Source organism: Salmonella sp. SJTUF15570 (assembly GCF_043357055.1).
GTDB classification, from domain to species: domain Bacteria; phylum Pseudomonadota; class Gammaproteobacteria; order Enterobacterales; family Enterobacteriaceae; genus Salmonella; species Salmonella enterica.
Genome location: NZ_JBEUKJ010000001.1, coordinates 528,226 through 546,727, shown reverse-complemented (window position 1 = coordinate 546,727; position 18,502 = coordinate 528,226). Strand labels below are relative to the sequence as shown.

The 18,502-nt window shown below is 52.7% G+C and carries 13 protein-coding genes and 1 pseudogene; 4 read left to right on the top strand and 10 right to left on the bottom strand.

Going from position 1 to position 18,502, the window contains the following annotated elements; genetic code table 11:
- Positions 1 to 5 precede the first annotated feature (5 nt).
- From ABVN44_RS02840 to ABVN44_RS02825, 4 genes and pseudogenes are all read left to right on the top strand, one after another.
- On the top strand, positions 6 to 383 hold the full coding sequence (locus tag ABVN44_RS02840) for a hypothetical protein (RefSeq protein WP_063054272.1): 378 nt from the start codon (positions 6 to 8) through the stop codon (positions 381 to 383).
- Between the two features lie 199 nt (positions 384 to 582).
- On the top strand, positions 583 to 1,080 hold the full coding sequence (locus ABVN44_RS02835; protein WP_000037401.1) for a hypothetical protein: 498 nt from the start codon (positions 583 to 585) through the stop codon (positions 1,078 to 1,080).
- 139 nt (positions 1,081 to 1,219) lie between these two features.
- Positions 1,220 to 1,420, top strand: a pseudogene (locus ABVN44_RS02830) (IS1-like element transposase); the annotation flags it as partial.
- Positions 1,421 to 1,541: 121 nt separating this feature from the next.
- On the top strand, positions 1,542 to 2,273 hold the full coding sequence (locus ABVN44_RS02825; RefSeq protein WP_170873654.1) for a hypothetical protein: 732 nt from the start codon (positions 1,542 to 1,544) through the stop codon (positions 2,271 to 2,273).
- Positions 2,274 to 2,400: 127 nt separating this feature from the next.
- Here the strand turns inward: ABVN44_RS02825 and ABVN44_RS02820 are convergent, their stop codons facing one another.
- The 10 genes from ABVN44_RS02820 to mdtA all read right to left on the bottom strand — a co-directional run bounded on the left by ABVN44_RS02820 (position 2,401) and on the right by mdtA (position 18,409).
- A complete protein-coding gene (locus tag ABVN44_RS02820) occupies positions 2,401 to 3,120 on the bottom strand; it encodes a tetratricopeptide repeat protein (RefSeq protein WP_023232005.1) in 720 nt (239 codons plus the stop codon).
- Between the two features lie 4 nt (positions 3,121 to 3,124).
- The gene (locus ABVN44_RS02815) at positions 3,125 to 5,236 is read right to left on the bottom strand and encodes a DUF4034 domain-containing protein (protein WP_023232004.1); all 2,112 of its coding nucleotides are present in this window, start codon (positions 5,234 to 5,236) and stop codon (positions 3,125 to 3,127) included.
- 10 nt (positions 5,237 to 5,246) lie between these two features.
- Positions 5,247 to 5,963 (bottom strand): DUF1266 domain-containing protein, encoded by a 717-nt coding sequence (locus ABVN44_RS02810; protein WP_000498586.1) that lies wholly within the window; start codon positions 5,961 to 5,963, stop codon positions 5,247 to 5,249.
- On the bottom strand, positions 5,963 to 7,165 hold the full coding sequence (locus tag ABVN44_RS02805) for a hypothetical protein (RefSeq protein WP_023232003.1): 1,203 nt from the start codon (positions 7,163 to 7,165) through the stop codon (positions 5,963 to 5,965). The genes ABVN44_RS02810 and ABVN44_RS02805 overlap by 1 nt, the downstream gene beginning before the upstream one ends.
- 268 nt (positions 7,166 to 7,433) lie before the next feature.
- Entirely contained in the window at positions 7,434 to 8,156 is a 723-nt protein-coding gene (gene baeR / locus ABVN44_RS02800) for a two-component system response regulator BaeR (RefSeq protein WP_000137854.1), read from the bottom strand.
- Positions 8,153 to 9,556 (bottom strand): two-component system sensor histidine kinase BaeS, encoded by a 1,404-nt coding sequence (gene baeS / locus ABVN44_RS02795; protein WP_000870077.1) that lies wholly within the window; start codon positions 9,554 to 9,556, stop codon positions 8,153 to 8,155. The genes baeR and baeS overlap by 4 nt, the downstream gene beginning before the upstream one ends.
- Positions 9,556 to 10,968 carry an MFS transporter gene (locus ABVN44_RS02790; protein WP_000137826.1) on the bottom strand — a complete coding sequence of 471 codons (1,413 nt, stop codon included), beginning with the start codon at positions 10,966 to 10,968 and terminating at the stop codon, positions 9,556 to 9,558. The genes baeS and ABVN44_RS02790 overlap by 1 nt, the downstream gene beginning before the upstream one ends.
- Positions 10,965 to 14,045: a multidrug efflux RND transporter permease subunit MdtC gene (gene mdtC, locus ABVN44_RS02785; protein ID WP_038390113.1), complete on the bottom strand. Its 3,081-nt coding sequence runs from the start codon at positions 14,043 to 14,045 to the stop codon at positions 10,965 to 10,967. The genes ABVN44_RS02790 and mdtC overlap by 4 nt, the downstream gene beginning before the upstream one ends.
- Positions 14,046 to 17,168, bottom strand: a complete 3,123-nt coding sequence (gene mdtB / locus ABVN44_RS02780) for a multidrug efflux RND transporter permease subunit MdtB (protein WP_023231577.1) — start codon at positions 17,166 to 17,168, stop codon at positions 14,046 to 14,048.
- Positions 17,168 to 18,409: a multidrug efflux RND transporter subunit MdtA gene (mdtA, locus tag ABVN44_RS02775; protein WP_000678814.1), complete on the bottom strand. Its 1,242-nt coding sequence runs from the start codon at positions 18,407 to 18,409 to the stop codon at positions 17,168 to 17,170. Before mdtA ends, mdtB begins: the two co-directional genes overlap by 1 nt.
- Between the last annotated feature and the right edge of the window lie 93 nt (positions 18,410 to 18,502).

Here is an 18,502-nt window from a genome sequence, read left to right as displayed (position 1 = left end):
GAGTAATGGATAAAATTATTGCTGACTATGTGGATAAATTTAGTTCTTTTTCGGACTCTATATCAGAAACAATTGGGTCCGTTAATGAGTATTGGATTCCTGATGAGTCACCGTTGATTATGCTATTTTCGCAGATTGGTAAGTCTTTGGTAGCGATATTTTCTGAACTTGATTGTGTTAAAAAAGAGTTATTGTTTAAATATATTGAAGATGGGATGGCTTCAGATAATGATGAATTAGCCACTGCCATAGCAACAGGTCTTGTTGAAGCAATAGTTACATCGACAGACGCCAATCAATATTTATGGGGGGAAATAGAGGGGTTGTTGGGAGTAAAATCTAAGGAACATGGTCTGGCTTGGAGGAATTTTGGGAAATCATGATGGTATTTATTTAAATATGTAGAATCCGGTAATGACGCAAATTTAGTGATAGTGATTGATTGTCAGATACCAGCTAATGTTCTTATCGTGCCGTGCATTTTTTCTGACTTTGAAATATTGGTTTTGAAAAGGATGCCTATGCGACAGGGAATAAAATAAAATCTGATATGAAAAAAATAACTGATGCAGGTGATAATTTATGTCAAAAAAATTTTTCTCTATAATTATGGTCATATCATTCGTTGCGGCGATAACAGCTTGCCAGTCTTCTATTCCTGAATATGTCAGGAGTACCCTCAACGGGCACTCTATCCAGGATGTTTTGGTGTATATGAAGGGATTGCCTTTAGATAAAAGGTATGATTTTTATTATTATGGTACACGTGCTAAAAGACCATATCCATTATGGATGGCTGATGGTATTGCCCCTATGGGATCGAAGGCTATTCCTCTATTGAGAGACAAACTTTCCACCACAAATAGTTCTTTTGAAAAAATGACAATTATATATTTGTTATCTGTGATGTCAGTTCATGGTTGCTATGATGTTAAGTCTGACAGCGAATTGTTTTCGTTGGTTATGCAGAAGGAACGTGAATTAAATGATGATAATTATCATGATTATATCACTAATATGAACTATTTTTATGAGTTTGGAAGTTCTTTAAATAGTACAGAAAGAATAAAGTGTGAATAATGTGGTGTTTTGTAAACGAGCTCTATCCTCCGGGGCAACGTTTTGTGGGGGATACAGGGGTAATGCCTTCAATCGATAGAATTTATAGTATGTACTGTTATTTTAGGTTTTCTATGGTTACTGTTGCCATTCAGATGAAATTTATCGTCATGGTCGTAGTTCTTCTCGGCACGAGCGCTTTCGTTGCCGGTCATGTAGACGTGTTTTCCAGTTGTCTTATACCTGTGAAGCCCGTACGCCCGGCGTCAAAGACCATATTGTTGATATGGCCTTCAATGGTGCTGACGTGCGCGATACAGCAAAAACGCTAAAAATTGGTATCAACACCGTCATCTGCACATCTTAATAATTGACGCTTATTTAGTAATCATATCATGAGTTTTTAAGAAAAATACAATAATGCATGATGACAATATTTTATTATATAGTTTTCTACATATAACCCAATATTACTGCCGACTATGAATAGTTATAGATTAACTTTTTCTTTAAGTTTACTGCGTTCGGCCATATTGTTTGGCATTATTTTAACAAGTGTTGGTTGTAATAATCAAAAGAGCAAGGAATTGGTTCTACCTGTTGATTCTACGCAGTTTGCACAATTGGCTTGTTATTATAAAGATATTAATTCCGATGGTAATGTAATGGAGTTAAAATTACCAGATGAATATAAAGAGAAAACTAACTTATTTAATCAACAGGAAATTAAGGTGCCGGTAAAAGGTGAGAATTTTCTTTCTCCGTATATTGGTGATGGTGTCCGTTATTATGAATTAGGGTGCTTTGAACATGATGATAATACTTACAAATTGATAATTTATAATAAAATTGGAGAGTCTGATACGTTATTACTTAATGTACAAATAAATAGTTATGATGCAAAAGGAAACCTGGTGGATGCTTTATTACTTAGTAGCTTTTTTGCTTATGAAGATATCGTGCGTTTTTCTGATTTTGTCATCCGCCAGGATTACACAATAAGCATTGATAGTTATGTTATATATAGGTGGTATGAAGACAGCAAAGATGGTCATCTTGTAACTATAAAGTTTAAAGATCAGGCGCCTCAGATTTATATAAAGGAACAATATCAAATGGAAAATGGTCGGTTCAAATTGATATCCAGAAATGAAGTATCACAGGGTGAAAAAAAGAAGCGAGTGTTAAATATACCATGCTTACGACATGAATAATTGTAATGGAGGTGTTAAGGTAATATGGATATCAGGAAAGAATGAGGAACGTTATGAGAATTATAAATAGATTGTTAATTTCAACCGATCTCAGGTTAATCATAAAATTTCAGTTTCCACGCCAGATTTATTCAACGCGCAGATAGTGCCCGTCGGCGCGGACATTTGCGCCAAAACCGCAGTCCACAAACGTATCGGTGCTGGCATCAATGGTTTCAGAAGAAAAAGCCAGCGAAATGTCGCAGTGAATATCATCGCCTTCCCGAAGCGCCACGATGGTTTTATCGTTTTCCAGCGTTACCGCTGTGGAGAACTCGCCGATATTGGGGCCGAAGTAGATCCCCATTAAACCGAACCAGTAACCCTGAAAATTAACCTGATAGCGCGATGGGGTGGGTAATGCCTTCACGCTAAGCACATTCCAGGAGGCGCGTCCGGCATAGCGCCAGTATTCCCCCGCCGCAAAAACCGGTGGCGGCAGGGCCGATAGCTTATCTTTGATAAGTTTCAGGTTGTAGATCGACTTGCTATCATTCGGCCTTAGCATCAGCCAGGCGCGGGCTTTACGCCACTCGCCTTCGCGTATCCAGGTTAGCGCCACGTTGTTGTAGGCCGTCGCGATGGCGCTGTCGTCAAGGGCGCAGCTTTCGCTCCATGCGGCCTGCTGTTCAAAAGCGTCGCGCGCTTTGGCATACTTTTGGGTCTTGTAAAGCTGTTCGCCCTGGCTGGCAAAAACTGGAATTTTTGCGCAGTCGGCCTCGATCTGCTGCTCCGTAATTTCAGCCCTGGCGGTGGCGCAGAGTAGAAGCAGGGCGCAAAGAAATAGAGATTTTCTTTGTATTATCACTCCATTACACCATTGAGTTGACCTGTCCCGGCAGCTCTGAATTCGGGATACGGACGGTATACCAGGCGAAACGAAAGCGTTTCCAGAAAGAATCGAAATGCAGGTGGTCCAGGCAGTCCATAACGATTTCATTATCCGGGTAAAGTGTGAAGGCAAAATGCGCCCAGCGTGCGCTTAGCTTCATATTAAACAGCGTTCGATCGTGTTTATTACCGTGCAGGCGCGATAGGGTCACCATAGCATGTAGCGTGCCTTTGTTGGCCTCTTGTTGCACCAGTTCCAGATGCTTATGCGCCAGCGTAATATCCTTCACTTCAAAAATATTCAGCAGGAACAAGCCCCAGGCTTCTTTATGCCCGAACTGATGCGCCAGCCAGAGATTATCGAGCAGTTCTTTTTCATAAGCGGAACGTTTTTCGGTATCAGGTTCTTGTTTACTCAGACGCTGGTTGCAGACGCCGATGCTGAAATGAATATTTTGCAGGTCATTTTCATAGTCGGTATAGCCTCCGTTATCTATTAATTTGTACGGGGTGCTCTCGCGCAGCGCTAACTGCCGGTGCAAAATCTCCGCCGCGCGCTGAAAATACCCTAACGCGATGGCAGGATCGTAAGGTAGTAGGCCGTTGTTCTCTTTATTATTGTGTTCAAGGCCCAGCAGGTTTAGCGCGGCGGGTATATTTCTTTGTGCGCCCAGCTCTGCCAGCGGCACGAAATGTTCCGGGAGCCCGAACCAGTCGAAATTTTTAATCGCCGCCCGCCAGCTATGGTTATATTGAATGTCGGCGACGCTATCGAGCCAGGCGAGGCCTTGCGCCTCATCCTTTTCGAAACCCAATAACCCGGCGTACTGAAAGTAGCCACGGCGGATTTTCGGCACTGCGAATTCCGTTTGCTGCGCATTCTGGCAGAGAAAATTATACATCCACCAGGTGTCAGGAAAATCGCGCAGGGCGAACTTTATCGTGTCATCAGAGAAGTAATTGTTGAGCTTAACTTTTTCCACGATCGAACGCTGAAGGGTTCGCCAGAGCGCGTCATTATCGTCCAGATCGCTATAGCAGACCCGCAGCCACTCCAGCGCGTTGTGGCGAGATTCCTGGATATGCGCTCGCAGGCTAATCTCTTCGGCTTTGGCGATAATACGTTCCTGTTCTGCCGGGGAGTCAACCTCTTTGATGCGCAGATCGCGGTGATCGTCCCACCAGATCAATAGCTCCAGATGTTCACGTTCTGCGGCAGAAAGGTGATCGCATACGCTTGATTCCAGAAATTCGCGGATCTCCTCGTGAGACCCTCTCCAGCGTGGCATACGAAACGGGATATATTCATCCAGCACGTAAAATGCCGTCGGGAAAATAGCCAGGCAGACGGCGAGCCAGTATTTTTGCCCGGCATCGTCATTGCACTCCGGCAGCACGGACGGGCGCGGCAAATTTGGGCAAACCGCGTCGGCAAACGACAGCCCGGAATGGGCCATCAGCGCGTCCACCTCCTGCGGTGAATGGCGATGATATTCAGCCAGATCTTCCATTAATGGCTGCCCGGCAACATCCGCGCCCACGAGGAACTCAACCAGCCAGTCGGGCTGGCCGAAGACTTTTGAGTTGGTGCTGGTCAGGGCCGCCGCCATCCACTGGCGCGGTTCACAGTCGATAGCATTGAGCGCGGCGATGACCATCCGTTCGTTGCAGGCGGCGGCGCAGATCCACATCGCTCGGGTGGTTTCTCTCGCCCAGCCATAGCTGCGGTAAAGCCACGCACGGTGATTCCAGTATTGCGCCTCGGCAAGCCAGGCGTGAGTGGAGCGGGGACGAGCGCGCTGCCAGTTTTTGATCAGCGCTAATCCTTGCGGCCCAGCCTCAACCAGCGTGTCCATATCGTAAAAAGGGTTGTCCATTTGATTCCAGGCGAAGAAATAGCGCTTTTCCGCTTCGCGGCTGGTAAAGCTCTCCGTCAGCGCCTGGTTGTAGCGTTCGTCCAGTTCGTCATAGCGTTCTTCGCGCAGCAGGCCGGGAATATCGGCGATATGCCACTCTCGTTGCCCGTCATTGAGGGGATTTTTGTGGTTGCACATCTCAAACATAGCGTTGAGCAGACGATCATCCTGTTCCATAAAGCGTCCTTTAAATCGGCTCGAAAATTTTGAATTCATTCCACGGCAGTTGTCGCCAGCGGCTGACCGGGTCTTGCAGATAATGGGTGGCTTCCTGTAAATCCCGTCCGGCAAGCGCTGTTGGCGTGTCACGTAGCGTGAGCCATACCCGGCGGGCGCGAACGTAGGCGGTGGCGTAATCCTCCCAGGAATCAAAACAGTCCTGAGCGCGCTGGGCGTTAAGTAATAACACCAGCCAGGCCTGATGTACGTCGCACCAGCCGAGCCCGGCGATACAGCGGGTCAGAAAGGCGGTGCGCATACAGTCGAAAGCCAGCGCGTCGCGGACCTGGCCCTGGGCCGCCAGATGATGATAAAACGTGCGCGGCGAGCTGCCGATGCCCGCAGGCCAGCGGCGTAAGATATCCTCAACCTTGTGGCGTAACGCCGCGCCGTCGAGGTTTTCGCTCAAGCCCAGCTCTTTTTTTACCTGCTGTGCCAGATAGCGGCGTTTGTCATCGTCAAGTTTAAATACCAGCTCAACGCCTTTGATCGGTAGCCCGTTGCGCCGGGCGAGGATATCAGCTAGCGCCAGCGCCCATTGCCGCCGTCGGGTATCGCGACGCAGGTCTTTCAGGCGATCTTTTTCTTTCTCCTCGGCGATACGGGCTGCAATCAGCGGTTTGTTTTTTTTGTAGTTGCGCCAGCTAAAAAATAGGGCGGCAATAATAAGAACAATCCAGAACATTATTGCACCTCCTTGATGACAGGGAGGTAGCGCGTGGTTTGTAGCGTCAGGCTTTCAATTTCGAAAGGTTCGCTACTGGTGTTTTTCCCGGCAAGCGTAGGATGCCATTCATGCTGCGGAAACAGCATTTCCGCAGCCGTCGCCACGTTAGGATCAACAACCTGAAGGTAGCGCAGCGCCTCCGGGGCGCTGTGCAGCAGCAGCCACTGTAAAGCTACCGGGGGAGTGGGGAAGTGTTCCATTAAGTGAAAATTGTCATGCAGCACATTGAGCAGAAAATTGAGGTCATGAATATGCGTAATAAATTTCCAACCTGAATATTCCGGCGTCAATTCATAAACTATTCCCATCCCTTCGCAATCAGCGTGGCGCTCAGGAAGTGGTTGCAGATGGCGTAACAGAGATAAAACATCGTTAGCATATTTCTTAATAGGATGGCGATTTTGCTTACCTTTAATCTGATCAATGCTCAGGCCGTTATTACCAACCACCAGGCTTATTGTAACGTGGGGAATATTATTGCCGTCGCGCAGGCTGAACAGGCGAAGTTTCTGTTGTTCAATTTGCCGGGCGTAGTAATCGCCGTAGCCGCCGGAAAGCGCGCCTTTATTATCAAAATCTCCGACGCAGTGTTGCATATGCCAGGATTCATACGCCATCTCACTGCGCAGGCCGGGATTTGTTGCATCAAGTTCAACCAGCACACCGTTATTCACCGTCATCACCGGTTTTAGCGCCTCGCTGTTGGAGGGATACCAACCTTGTTCACGCAGGCGCTGCATTTTTTGATGCTCCGCTTCGCGCATTGCCAGCACGGTAAAGCAGTTGATGCGCTGCAGTTTAGTTTCCAGCCGCGTTCCTTCCTGACGCGAAAGAAATTCCACTAAATCTCTTTCCATTGCCACGAGTTGCGGGTGCTGAACGTTAAGGTAGTAAAAGCGCTCATCGCCACCCAGCTTTGGCACCAGCCAGGCGGGGATTTCTGCATCAGGGCTAAAATAAACGGCATAATCGGCGACGGAGCGCACAGGATAAACGTGAGGAAAGTCACCAATGATCCAACGATAAAAATGGTTGCTTAACCAGCGCTGGATATTTTCGCTGTCGCCGCGTTGTTGGCTCCGGGAAAAAATAGACGATTTTACATTTGGCGCATTTATTATATTGCGTGGTTTATAGCGGTGAGATGACGTTTCTGTCATAAAAATCCATGTATAATTAAGCTGGTGTTATGTTTATGTATTTTTAGATTCACTTAATGAATTAATGCGCAATAAGTTTAAAAAACTACTCACAGTATATCGGTAAACTAAAAAGAGCGGCCAAATAATTTATTGTCCCCGATCGCGTTCGTCGTGGTTTTCGGGATACCGCTCGGCCAAAGGAAAGAGGACAGTGTGTTAATTCCGCCAGAATAGCGTTGGCGGAAAATATCGTCTTACGACCTTGTTATTGTTATGCCAATAATCATTATACCAGGCGACACGCATCCGCTTCCCAGCGATATCCCACCCCGTAGACCGCGCGGATAAATGACTGTTCGGCATCCAGCGATTCCAGCTTGCGGCGCAGGTTTTTAATGTGGCTGTCGATAGTACGATCGGTCACCACACGGTAGTCGTCGTAGAGGTGGTTTAACAACTGCTCGCGGGAAAAAACTTTACCCGGTTCAAGCGATAAGGTTTTTAGCAGGCGGAATTCAGCGGGGGTTAAATCCAGCGCTTTACCACACCAGGAGGCCTGAAAGCGGCTTTCATCAATCATTAACGGGCTTTCGGCATCCTGCTGCTGGAGTTCGCGCTGCGGTTTACAGCGGCGCAAAATGGTTTTCACGCGGGCCACGACTTCGCGCGGGCTGTAAGGCTTACAGATATAATCATCGGCGCCGATTTCCAGCCCAAGTAGCCGGTCGATCTCTTCGATTTTGGCTGTGACCATCACAATGGGGATGTCGGAAAAACGGCGAATCTCCCGGCATAGCGTCAGACCATCGGTACCCGGCAGCATCAGATCCAGCAGGATCAGATCCGGCGGCGTTTGACGCACATACGGCAGTACCTTGTCGCCGTGATTGATGAGCGTGGGGGCGTAACTCGCCGCGCGTAAGTAGTCAATAAGCAGCTGTCCCAGCTTGGGTTCATCTTCAACAATCAAAATGCGCGGCGTGTTTTCATCAATGGGTAATTCAGTCATACTTCTCTCTGTAAATCGCGATCCAGCGGTAACTCTACTGTAATGCTAACCCCGCCAAAAGGCGAATGAGCGGCGTGAAGATGACCGTTATGCGCGTGTACAATATTGACGCATATTGCCAGCCCCAGTCCAGAACCGCCGCTGGCGCGGTTACGGGACACTTCCGTGCGGTAAAAACGGTCAAAAAGCTTTTGTAACTGTTCATCGCTGACGCCCGGTGCAGAATCAGCAAAGGTCAGGAATAATGATTTGTCGCGTTGTTCGGCGGAAATATGCAGGCCGCCGCCGCTGTCGGTGTAGCGCAGACTGTTTTCCAGCAGATTATTAAACAGTTGCATCAGGCGATCCGGGTCGCCGAAGACGGTCATGCTATCCGGCAACGCGTAATGTAACGTTAGCCCCCGGCTGGTAAAGCGCTCTCTGAACGCGCCGCCAGCGACTTCCAACAGGGGAACAAGATCGACGGTCGTTTTTTGATAAGCCAGCGCGCCCTCGTCAGACAACGACAGCTGATGCAGGTCGTCAACCAGTTTGGTAAGCGTACCGACTTCCGCCTGTAGCGAGGTAACCGATTCTGGCGTGAACTGGCGAACGCCATCCTGAATGGCTTCCAGTTCGCCGCGCAATACCGCCAGCGGCGTGCGCAGTTCGTGGGAAATATCCGCCATAAAGTCGCGGCGCATCTGCTGGTTTTTTTCCAGCGTGCTGGCAAGCTGGTTAAAATCCTGCGCCAGTTTTCCCAGCTCATCGGCGCTGGTTGGGGTCACGCGCGTGGTAAAATCCCCCGCCGCCAGTCTGTGCGTACCCTCGACCAACCGTTTGACCGGGGCGAGCAGGCCACGCGCCAGCAAAAATGTCGCCAGCGCGGCCAGCAACGTTGATAACGCCACGATCATCCAGCTGGCGCGCCGCTGCTGCATATCAAAATTAATATCCGTATTGCGCGTCAGCCGCTCGACAGGAGAGGCGATAACCGCGCCGACTTCGGCGCCATTGACCAGAATGGGCCGACGAGTACCGTCATGCGGCACCGGACCGCGTGGGCCGACCAGCACCCGGCCATTTTGATCGACGACCCAGAATTGGGTGCGCCAACCGTGCGGCGGCATACCGGGGCCGGGTTTATCGCGGTCGTTGTCATGCTCAAATGAACGCAAAATCTGGAAAACGAAGCGATCGTTGTTGCGTAAAAAACGCCAGTTGCCGTGTTGCTGGTACTGGTCGCCCAGCGCATCGCCCAGCATTTGTAGCCGCTGCTCGTTGCCGTGTTTGATATAGTCAATAAATCCGCGTTCAAAACTGACGCGCACGGCCCAATGCATACTGATCAGCAGCACGATGCAGGTGGCGAAGATCGCCAGAAACAGCTTGCCGGTGATTCCGGGCCGCCAGACTTTCATTACAGGCTCCTTTTACGCCGTGAAATGACCATGTTTTGCTGTGTATCGTTCGGCACGCGGGCAAAAATTATCGCTGGTAGCGCGATAATAACCGCCATACATAACCAGGTGTACATAAAGACGTGATGTGTGGCGCTACTGTCTATCCCGATATGCTGTTGGCCAAACATACCCAGCAGCATTCCGGCAATAGTGACGCCGATACTCATCGAGAGCTGCATAATCATCGATAATAAGCTATTGCCGCTGCTGGCCAGCGTATCGGGAAGGTCTTTTAGCGTTAAGGTGTTCATGGAAGAAAAGCGCGCCGAGTTCACCATTCCCTGCAAAAGCAGTACCAGCGGCAGGAGATAATACCAGCCGAGCAGCGCGACCGACATAAACAACAGGCTAACCAATGCCAGTCCGAGCGTAGTCGCCACCAGAACCCGACGATAGCCAAAACGGTTAACTATCTGCACTACAATCCGCTTCATTCCCATGCTGCCCAGCACCATGGGGATCATCATCAAACCGGCATGAAACGGTGAAAAACCAAGACCAATTTGCAAAAAGACCGGCGTCATAAACGGCAGCATACCGCTGCCGATACGCCCGGCAAAACTGCCCAGCAACCCCAGTGAAAACGTGGGCGTGCGGAACAATCGCAGGCTGAATAACGCGCCTGAGTTTTTTTTGGCATGGAAGAGATAGAGCAGAATGGCTGCCGCGCCGCCCGCAGCAAGTCCGGCTAATGTCCAGGGCGAAATCCCCATGCTTTTACTACCGTCCAGCGCCAGCGTGAGTACCGCCATGCCGATAGCTAACAGCAGGAACCCCGGCAGATCAAAGCGCCGGGTCTCTATGGTGTAGTTTGGCATCAGCATAAAGGTTGCCATAGCGCCGACAATTCCCACCGGGATATTGATCAGAAAGATCCAGTGCCATGAAGCATATTCCACCAGCACCCCGCCCAGCGCGGGGCCGAGTAACGGCCCGATCTGTCCCGGTAGGGTGACGAAGGTCATCGCCGCCATATATTGCGTGCGCGGCACGATTTTCATGACCGTCAGGCGTCCGACTGGCACCATCATCGCGCCGCCTACGCCTTGTAAAACCCGCGCTAATACCAGTTGATTAAGCGTGCCGGAGAGGGCGCAAAACAGCGAACCCAACGTGAACAGCACAATGGCGGCAAAGAAAATATTACGCACGCCGATTTTATCTGCCAGCCAGCCGCTGGCGGGGAGCATCACGGCGACGGTGAGAACATATGACACCACTACCATGTGCATATGCAGCGGGCTTTCCCCCAGGCTTTTCGCCATGGAGGGCAGCGCAGTGTTGACGATGGTGGTATCCAGTGACTGCATAAAAAAGCCGAATGCCACAATCCAGAGTTGCCAGCGGGTGTTGTCAGGAAGTTCTGTCATATCTCTACTACCGGTTTGCTATTTTTACGCGAAAAACGCAGCCGCAGACGATCGAAAAAGAGGTACACCACCGGCGTGGTATAGAGCGTCAGGAGCTGGCTCATGACCAAACCGCCGACAATGGTTATCCCCAGCGGCTGCCGTAATTCCGAACCGTCTCCGCCAGATAACACCAATGGCAGTGCGCCGAACAGCGCCGCCAGCGTGGTCATCATTATTGGACGGAAGCGTAACAAGCAGGCCTGGAAAATGGCTTGTTCCGGCGTCAGGCCGCCGCTTCGTTGCGCTTCAAGCGCAAAATCGACCATCATAATGGCGTTTTTCTTCACAATGCCAATTAATAGCATGATCCCTATCAGGGCGATTAGGCTGAAAGGGGCATTGAAGAGCTCCAGCGCCAGAAGCGCCCCAACGCCCGCCGATGGTAGAGTAGAGAGAATGGTCAGTGGATGGACGTAGCTTTCGTACAGTATCCCCAGCACAATGTAGACGGTAGCGATCGCCGCCACTATCAAAATAAGCTGTGAATTCATGGTCTGCTGGAAGACTTGCGCCGTTCCGGAAAAACTGCCGCGTACCGTCGAGGGGACGCCAAGCTGCGTCATGGTGCGATTAATGGCCTCTGTCGCCTGCGATAACGATGTGCCGGTCGGCAGGTTAAAGGCAATCGTGGACGCCGCGGAAAGTCCCTGATGGTTCACCGACAGCGGCGCATTGGCGGGCCGCCATTGGGCGAAATAAGAGAGGGGAATCGCTTTTCCGTCACGGTTGATAACGAACATTTTCTCCAGCGCGCTGATATCCTGGCTATAGCGCGGATCGACTTCCATCACCACTTTATACTGGTTCATCGGCTGATAAATGGTGGAAATTTGCCGCTGGCCGAAAGCATTATTTAACAGACTGTTTGCGGCCTGAACATCAATGCCCAGTCGTGACATGGTGTCGCGGTCGTAGATAAGGTTCATCTCCGCGCCGTTATCCTGCTGGTCGGAGTTTACGTCCGCCAGTTGCGGCAGGGCCGAGAGCGCTTTGCGTATTTTCGGCTCCCACTCGCGCAGCGCCGCCAGGGAGTCAGACAGCAATGTGTATTGATAACTGGCGTTAGCCTGCCGCCCGCCGACGCGAATATCCTGTACCGCCATCAGAAACAGCCTGGCTCCGGGTTCTTTTGCCAGTTTGACCCGCAGTCGATCAATGACTTGCTGCGCCGTCTCTTTGCGTTCGCCGCGCGGCTTCAGCGTAATAAACATCATGCCGCTATTCACCCGCGAGCCGCCGGTAAAACCAGTGACATTATTCACCGCCGGATCGTCGCGAATAATTTTCATAAAATCCTGCAGCTTGCCGCGCATGGCCTGGAAAGAGATGCTCTGGTCAGCCTGAATACCGCCCATCAACACGCCGGTATCCTGCTCCGGAAAGAATGTTTTAGGGATGGCGATATAAAGCCAGATGTTCAGCGCAACGGTACCAAGAAAAACCACCCCGACAAGACGCGTATGGTTAAGCACCCATTTTAACGACGTGCCGTAACCCTGTTGCAAAGCTACCAGCAAACGGCCAACGCCCCGTTTACGCGGTTGGGTGCGCGGTTTGCTTGATTTAAGCATCCAGCCGCACATCATCGGCGTCAGCGTGAGCGAAACCACCAGCGAAATGCCAATCGCCACCGAGAGGGTAACGGCGAATTCCCGTAATAAGCGTCCTGGCAGACCGCCCATTAACAGCAGCGGCAGAAATACCGCCACCAGCGACAGACTCATGGAGATGACCGTAAACCCGACTTCCCGCGTACCCTGTAATGCCGCCTGCAAAGGTTTCATTCCCGCCTCCAGATGGCGGGCGATATTTTCCAGCACCACAATGGCATCATCAACGACAAATCCGGTCGCGATAGTCAGCGCCATCAGCGACAGATTGTTGAGGCTGAAGCCGCACAGATACATGGCGGCGAAGGTGCCGATGAGCGAAACGGGAACGGCGACGGCGGGGATTAGCGTGGCGCGCCCGGAACGCAGGAATAAAAACACCACCAGGATCACCAGTGCGACAGAGATAGCCAGCGTCTCTTCTACCTCTTGCAGCGACGCGCGAATCGTCGGCGAACGATCCTGGGCGATTTGTAAATCGATAGCGGCGGGGATCATTGCCCGCAGTTCCGGCAGTTTTGCCCGGATGCCGTCGACCGTCTGAATAATATTGGCCTCCGGCAGCTTGCGGATCATCAACAAAATAGCGGGTTTAGCGTTCGTCATCCCGGCGTTACGGACATCCTGCACCGAGTCGGTGACGCTGGCGACGTCGCCCAGGCGTACCGCCGCGCCGTTGTTATAGTGAATAATCAGCGGCTGGTATTCGGCGGCGGTTTTCAGTTCGTCGTTGGTCTGGATTTGCCAGCGGTGGACGCTATCTTCAATTGCGCCTTGCGGTCGGCGTACGTTGGCGCTGTCGATCGCTTCGCGGACCTCATCCAGCGAGACGCCCTGGTTAAAGAGCGCCTGCGGGTTTAAGCCTACACGTACTGCGGGCAGGGAGCTGCCGCCGACGTCAACATCGCCGACGCCGTCAATTTGCGCGATGGTTTGCGCCAGTTGGGTAGAGGCGAAATCATACAGTTTGCCCTGTGACCAGCTCTCCGAGGTGAGCGTTAAAATCATAATCGGCGCGTCGGACGGGTTGGCCTTGCGATAAGTCGGGCGGCTGGGCATTCCGCCTGGCAATAAGCTTTGCGCGGCGTTAATGGCGGCCTGCACGTCGCGCGCCGCACCGTTAATATCACGATCGAAATTAAATTCGAGAATAATGCGCGTACTGCCGAGCGAGCTGCTGGAGGTCATTTCATTGACGCCTGCAATGCGTCCCAAAGAGCGTTCCAACGGCGTCGCCACTGACGAAGCCATGGTTTCCGGCGAGGCGCCCGGCAGCGAGGCGCTAACCATAATCACCGGGAAATCGACCTGCGGCAGCGGGGCGACCGGCAGCAGACGAAAGCCCAGAATGCCGCACAGCGTAATGGCGGCGGCAATCAAAATGGTGGCGACCGGGCGGTAGATGAAAAGGGCGAAAAAGCGCATCTACGCCTCCTCTTTATGGCGCGGAAAGCGACTTTTCACGTACAGCGACAGGCGGTCAAACAGGAGATAAATCACCGGTGTGGTAAACAGAGTTAATACCTGGCTGACCAGTAAGCCGCCTACCATCGCGATCCCCAACGGGCGACGTAATTCCGCGCCAACGCCGGTACTCAACATTAATGGCAATGCCCCGAGCAACGCCGCCAGCGTGGTCATCAGAATCGGTCGAAAACGCAGCAGACAGGCCTGGAAGATAGCGTCGCGCGGGCTCATCCCCTGTTCGCGTTCGGCGGCGAGGGCGAAGTCAATCATCATGATGGCGTTTTTCTTCACGATGCCGATCAGCAAAATAATGCCGATAATGGCGATAATATCGAGCTCGCTACCAGCGATGATCAGCGCCAGCAGCGCGCCGACGCCCGCCGTAGGCAGCGTTGAGAGAATCGTGATCGGATGGATAAAACTCTCATACAGCACGCCGAGCACGATATACATCGCCACCACGGCGGCGACAATAAGCCAGACGGTGCTGCCCAGCGCCGCCTGGAAGGCGAGCGTACTGCCCTGAAACTGCGTTGTAATATCCGCTGGCAGGGCGAGCGTTTTTTCCGTATCGAGAATCGCCTGCACCGCATCGCCGAGCGAATAGCCCTCCGGCACGTTAAACGAAAATGTCGTGACCGGGAACTGATCTAAATGATTGATGGAGAGCGGAGCGAAGCGCTGCTCAATGCGGGCAATCGCGCTGAGCGGCACGGTGCCGCCGTCGCGGCTCGTCAGGCGAATCGTCTCCAGCGCCGCCAGGCCCGGCGTGCTGGCGGTATTATGTTCCAGCACGACGCGGTACTGGTTCGCCTGGGTATAAATCGTTGAAATCAGGCGTTGTCCGAACGCGTTGTAGAGCGCGTTATCCACATCCGCCATGCTGATACCCAGACGGCTGGCGCTGTCGCGGTCGACATTCACCCAGGCCGCTAATCCTCGATCTTGCCAGTCACTGCTTACCTCAGAGAGCTGTGGTAACGACTGTAGCGCGTTCTGCAGTTTTGGCACCCAGTGGCTGAGCGCATCGAGCGTCGTGGCCTGCAGGGTAAACTGATACTGCGTGCGGCTGACCTGCGTGTCGATGGTTAAATCCTGCGTCGGCTGGAGATACAGCGCCACGCCGGGAATCGTCGCCACGGCGGTTTGCAGCCGGGAGATCACCTGCTGCACGCGGTCATCACGCGCATCCAGCGGCTTGAGGTTAATTTGCAGGCGCGCGCTATTGAGCGTGGGGTTAGCGCCGTCTACGCCAACAAAAGTCGTCAGGCTTTGCACCGCCGGGTCCTGTAATATCCGCTCCGCCACCTGGCGCTGACGTTGCGCCATACTGGCATACGATGACGATTGCGGCGCCTGCAGCGTCCCCTGGATAATGCCGTTATCCTGTACCGGAAAGAACCCTTTCGGGATGACTATCCACAGCATAACGCTGAGCAGGAGCGTGGCGAATGCCACGCTCAATGTAAGCCACGGATGGTTGAGCACTTTCGCTAATCCGCGTCCGTAGCTGGCGATCACGCGGTCAAACATCCGCTCGCAGGCGCGGGAAAAGCGGTTTTGTTTACGCAGAGACTGCTGGCTGAGCATACGCGCGCACATCATGGGCGTGAGCGTCAAAGAGACGACGGCGGAGATTAAAATCGCTACCGCCAACGTCACCGCAAATTCGCGGAATAGTCGACCAACAATATCGCCCATAAAGAGCAACGGGATCAGCACTGCAATCAGTGAAAAGGTGAGGGAAATAATGGTAAAGCCGATTTCGCCCGCGCCTTTGAGCGCCGCCGCCAGCGGTTTTTCTCCTTTTTCGATGTAGCGCGAGATGTTCTCAATCACCACAATCGCATCGTCCACCACGAAACCCGTGGCGATAGTGAGCGCCATCAGCGTCAGGTTATTAATGGAAAAATCCAAAAATACCATCACCGCAAAGGTGCCGATAAGCGACAGCGGTACGGCGACGCCGGGAATAATTGTGGCGGGAATATTACGTAAAAACAGATAGATAATCATGACGACCAGCGCGATCGCCAGCATCAGTTCAAACTGGGTATCGCGCACGGAAGCGCGAATATTGGTGGTGCGATCGGACAGGACCGTGACCTTCACCGATTTCGGCAGGCTTTCGGTAAGCTGGGGCAGCATCTGGCGAATGCTGTCCGCTGTCGCAATGATATTGGCGCCAGGCTGGCGTTGAACGTTCATCACGATAGCCGGCGCTTGATTCGCCCATGCGCCGAGCCAGCTATTTTCCGCCCCCTGTTCGACGGTGGCGATATCGCCCAGCCGTACCGGCGCGCCGTTTTGATACGCGATGATAAGCCTGCGGTATTCGTCGGCAGACTGCATCTGATCGTTAGCAGAAAGCGTCACCGCCCGTTCGGGGCCATCCAGACTGCCTTTCGCCGAGTTGACGTTGGCGCCGGTAATTGCGGTACGGACCGTTTCGCTGGTCAGACCGAGCGCGGCGACAGCCTGAGCATTCAGTTTTACGCGTACCGCAGGACGCTGCCCGCCGGCAAGCGTCACCAGCCCGACGCCGGAGACCTGTGAGATCTTCTGCGCCACGCGGGTTTCTACCATGTCCTCTACCTGGGTCATCGGCATCGCGTTTGAGGTGACGGCAAGCGTCATAATCGGCGGGTCCGCCGGATTGACTTTGCTGTAAATCGGCGGATTCGGCAGGTCGGAAGGCAATAAATTGGTGGCTGCGTTAATCGCCGCCTGTACCTCCTGCTCGGCAACGTCCAGCGGCAGCGTCAACTGAAACTGTAGCGTCACCACCGACGCGCCGCCGGAGCTTTGCGACGACATCTGCTTCAGTCCTGACATCTGGCCGAACTGGCGCTCAAGCGGCGCGGTGACGGCGGAGGTCATGACATCCGGGCTGGCGCCAGGGTAGAGCGTAACAACCTGAATAGTGGGGTAGTCGACCTCCGGCAAAGCGGCGACGGGCAGGAAGCGATAGCCGATAATCCCGGCGAGTAAAATCGCCGCCATCAGCAGAGTGGTGGCCACGGGGCGCAGAATAAACAGACGCGAGGGGCCGCCCGTGCTGCCCGGAGGTAATACCTGCATCAGGCGCGCGCTCCTTTTTGACCTTCATGGCGGGAAGGGGATTTTTCATCCGCCGCGGTGGTTTGCGGCTCAACGACCTCGACTTTTGCGCCTTCCGTCAGCCGATCAATACCATCGGTAACGACGCGATCGCCTGCCGATAAGCCTGCGCTGATCACCACGTTTCGGTTATCCTGAATACCGATTTTTACCCGCTTCTTGCTGACGTTATTTTCGTCGTTCAGCACCCACACAAAGTGGCCCTCATTGCCCATTTGCACCGCCGCGGCAGGCACCACAACGGCATTTTGTTCGGTATCGACCAGCATCCGGGCGTTCACAAATTGATTGGGGAATAGCGTATCGTCCTGATTGGTAAAGCGCGCTTTAATTTTGATCGTTCCCGTCGTGGGATCAATCTGGTTGTCCAGACTGAGCAACACGCCTTCGCTTAATTTGTGCGAGTTAGTCCGATCCCAGGCTTCTACGGCCAGCGTTTTCCCCGCTTTTTGCGCCTGAACCACGGTCGCGATATCGCTTTCCGGCAGAGTAAAAATGAGATCAATCGGGTGCGTTTGCGTAATGACGACAATACCGGCGGTATCGCTGCTGGAAATCTGGTTGCCGACATCCACCTGTTTCAGACCCACGCGTCCCGAGACCGGGGCCGTGATACGACTCCAGTCGAGCTGTAACTGCGCGCTGGCGACATTGGCTTCATCCGCTTTAATGGTTCCCTGGGTTTCGTTGACCAGCGCCTGTTGCGCATCCAGTTCCTGACGGGAAACCAGATTGGTTTTTGCCAGTTGCTGATAGCGCGCCAAATCACGACGCGCATTCGCCAGCGTAGCGTTATCTTTCGCCAACTGTCCCTGAGCCTGTGCCAGGGCGACCTTAAACTGGCTGGGATCGATTTGCGCCAGCAGATCGCCTGCGTTGACCTGCTGACCTTCCTGAAAGTGCAGGGCGATGAGTTGACCGTCCACGCGGCTACGCACCGTAACGGTATTCGCGGCGGTCACGGTACCCAGCCCGCTCAGATAGCGCGGTACGGCTTGCGTGGTCGCGGTCGCGGCCTGTACCGGCGCCAGAGGGCCGTCGCGCATACCGCGGCGACCTGCGGCGGCGGTATGCGGCGCTTGCGCGGCGACGCCCGGCGCGGCGGTCGGGCTTTCGCTACGGCTATGCCAGAACCAGAATGCGGCGGCGGCTACTACAACCCCAATCGCTATTGCCCAGCGGAAAGTATTACTGCCTTTCATCGGTATAAGTTTCTCATCCTGAAACGTTTTGCGGAATGTTGCTCCCTCTATTGTAGTCAGCAGGGAAGGGAGAAAAATGGAGGAATTATGGAA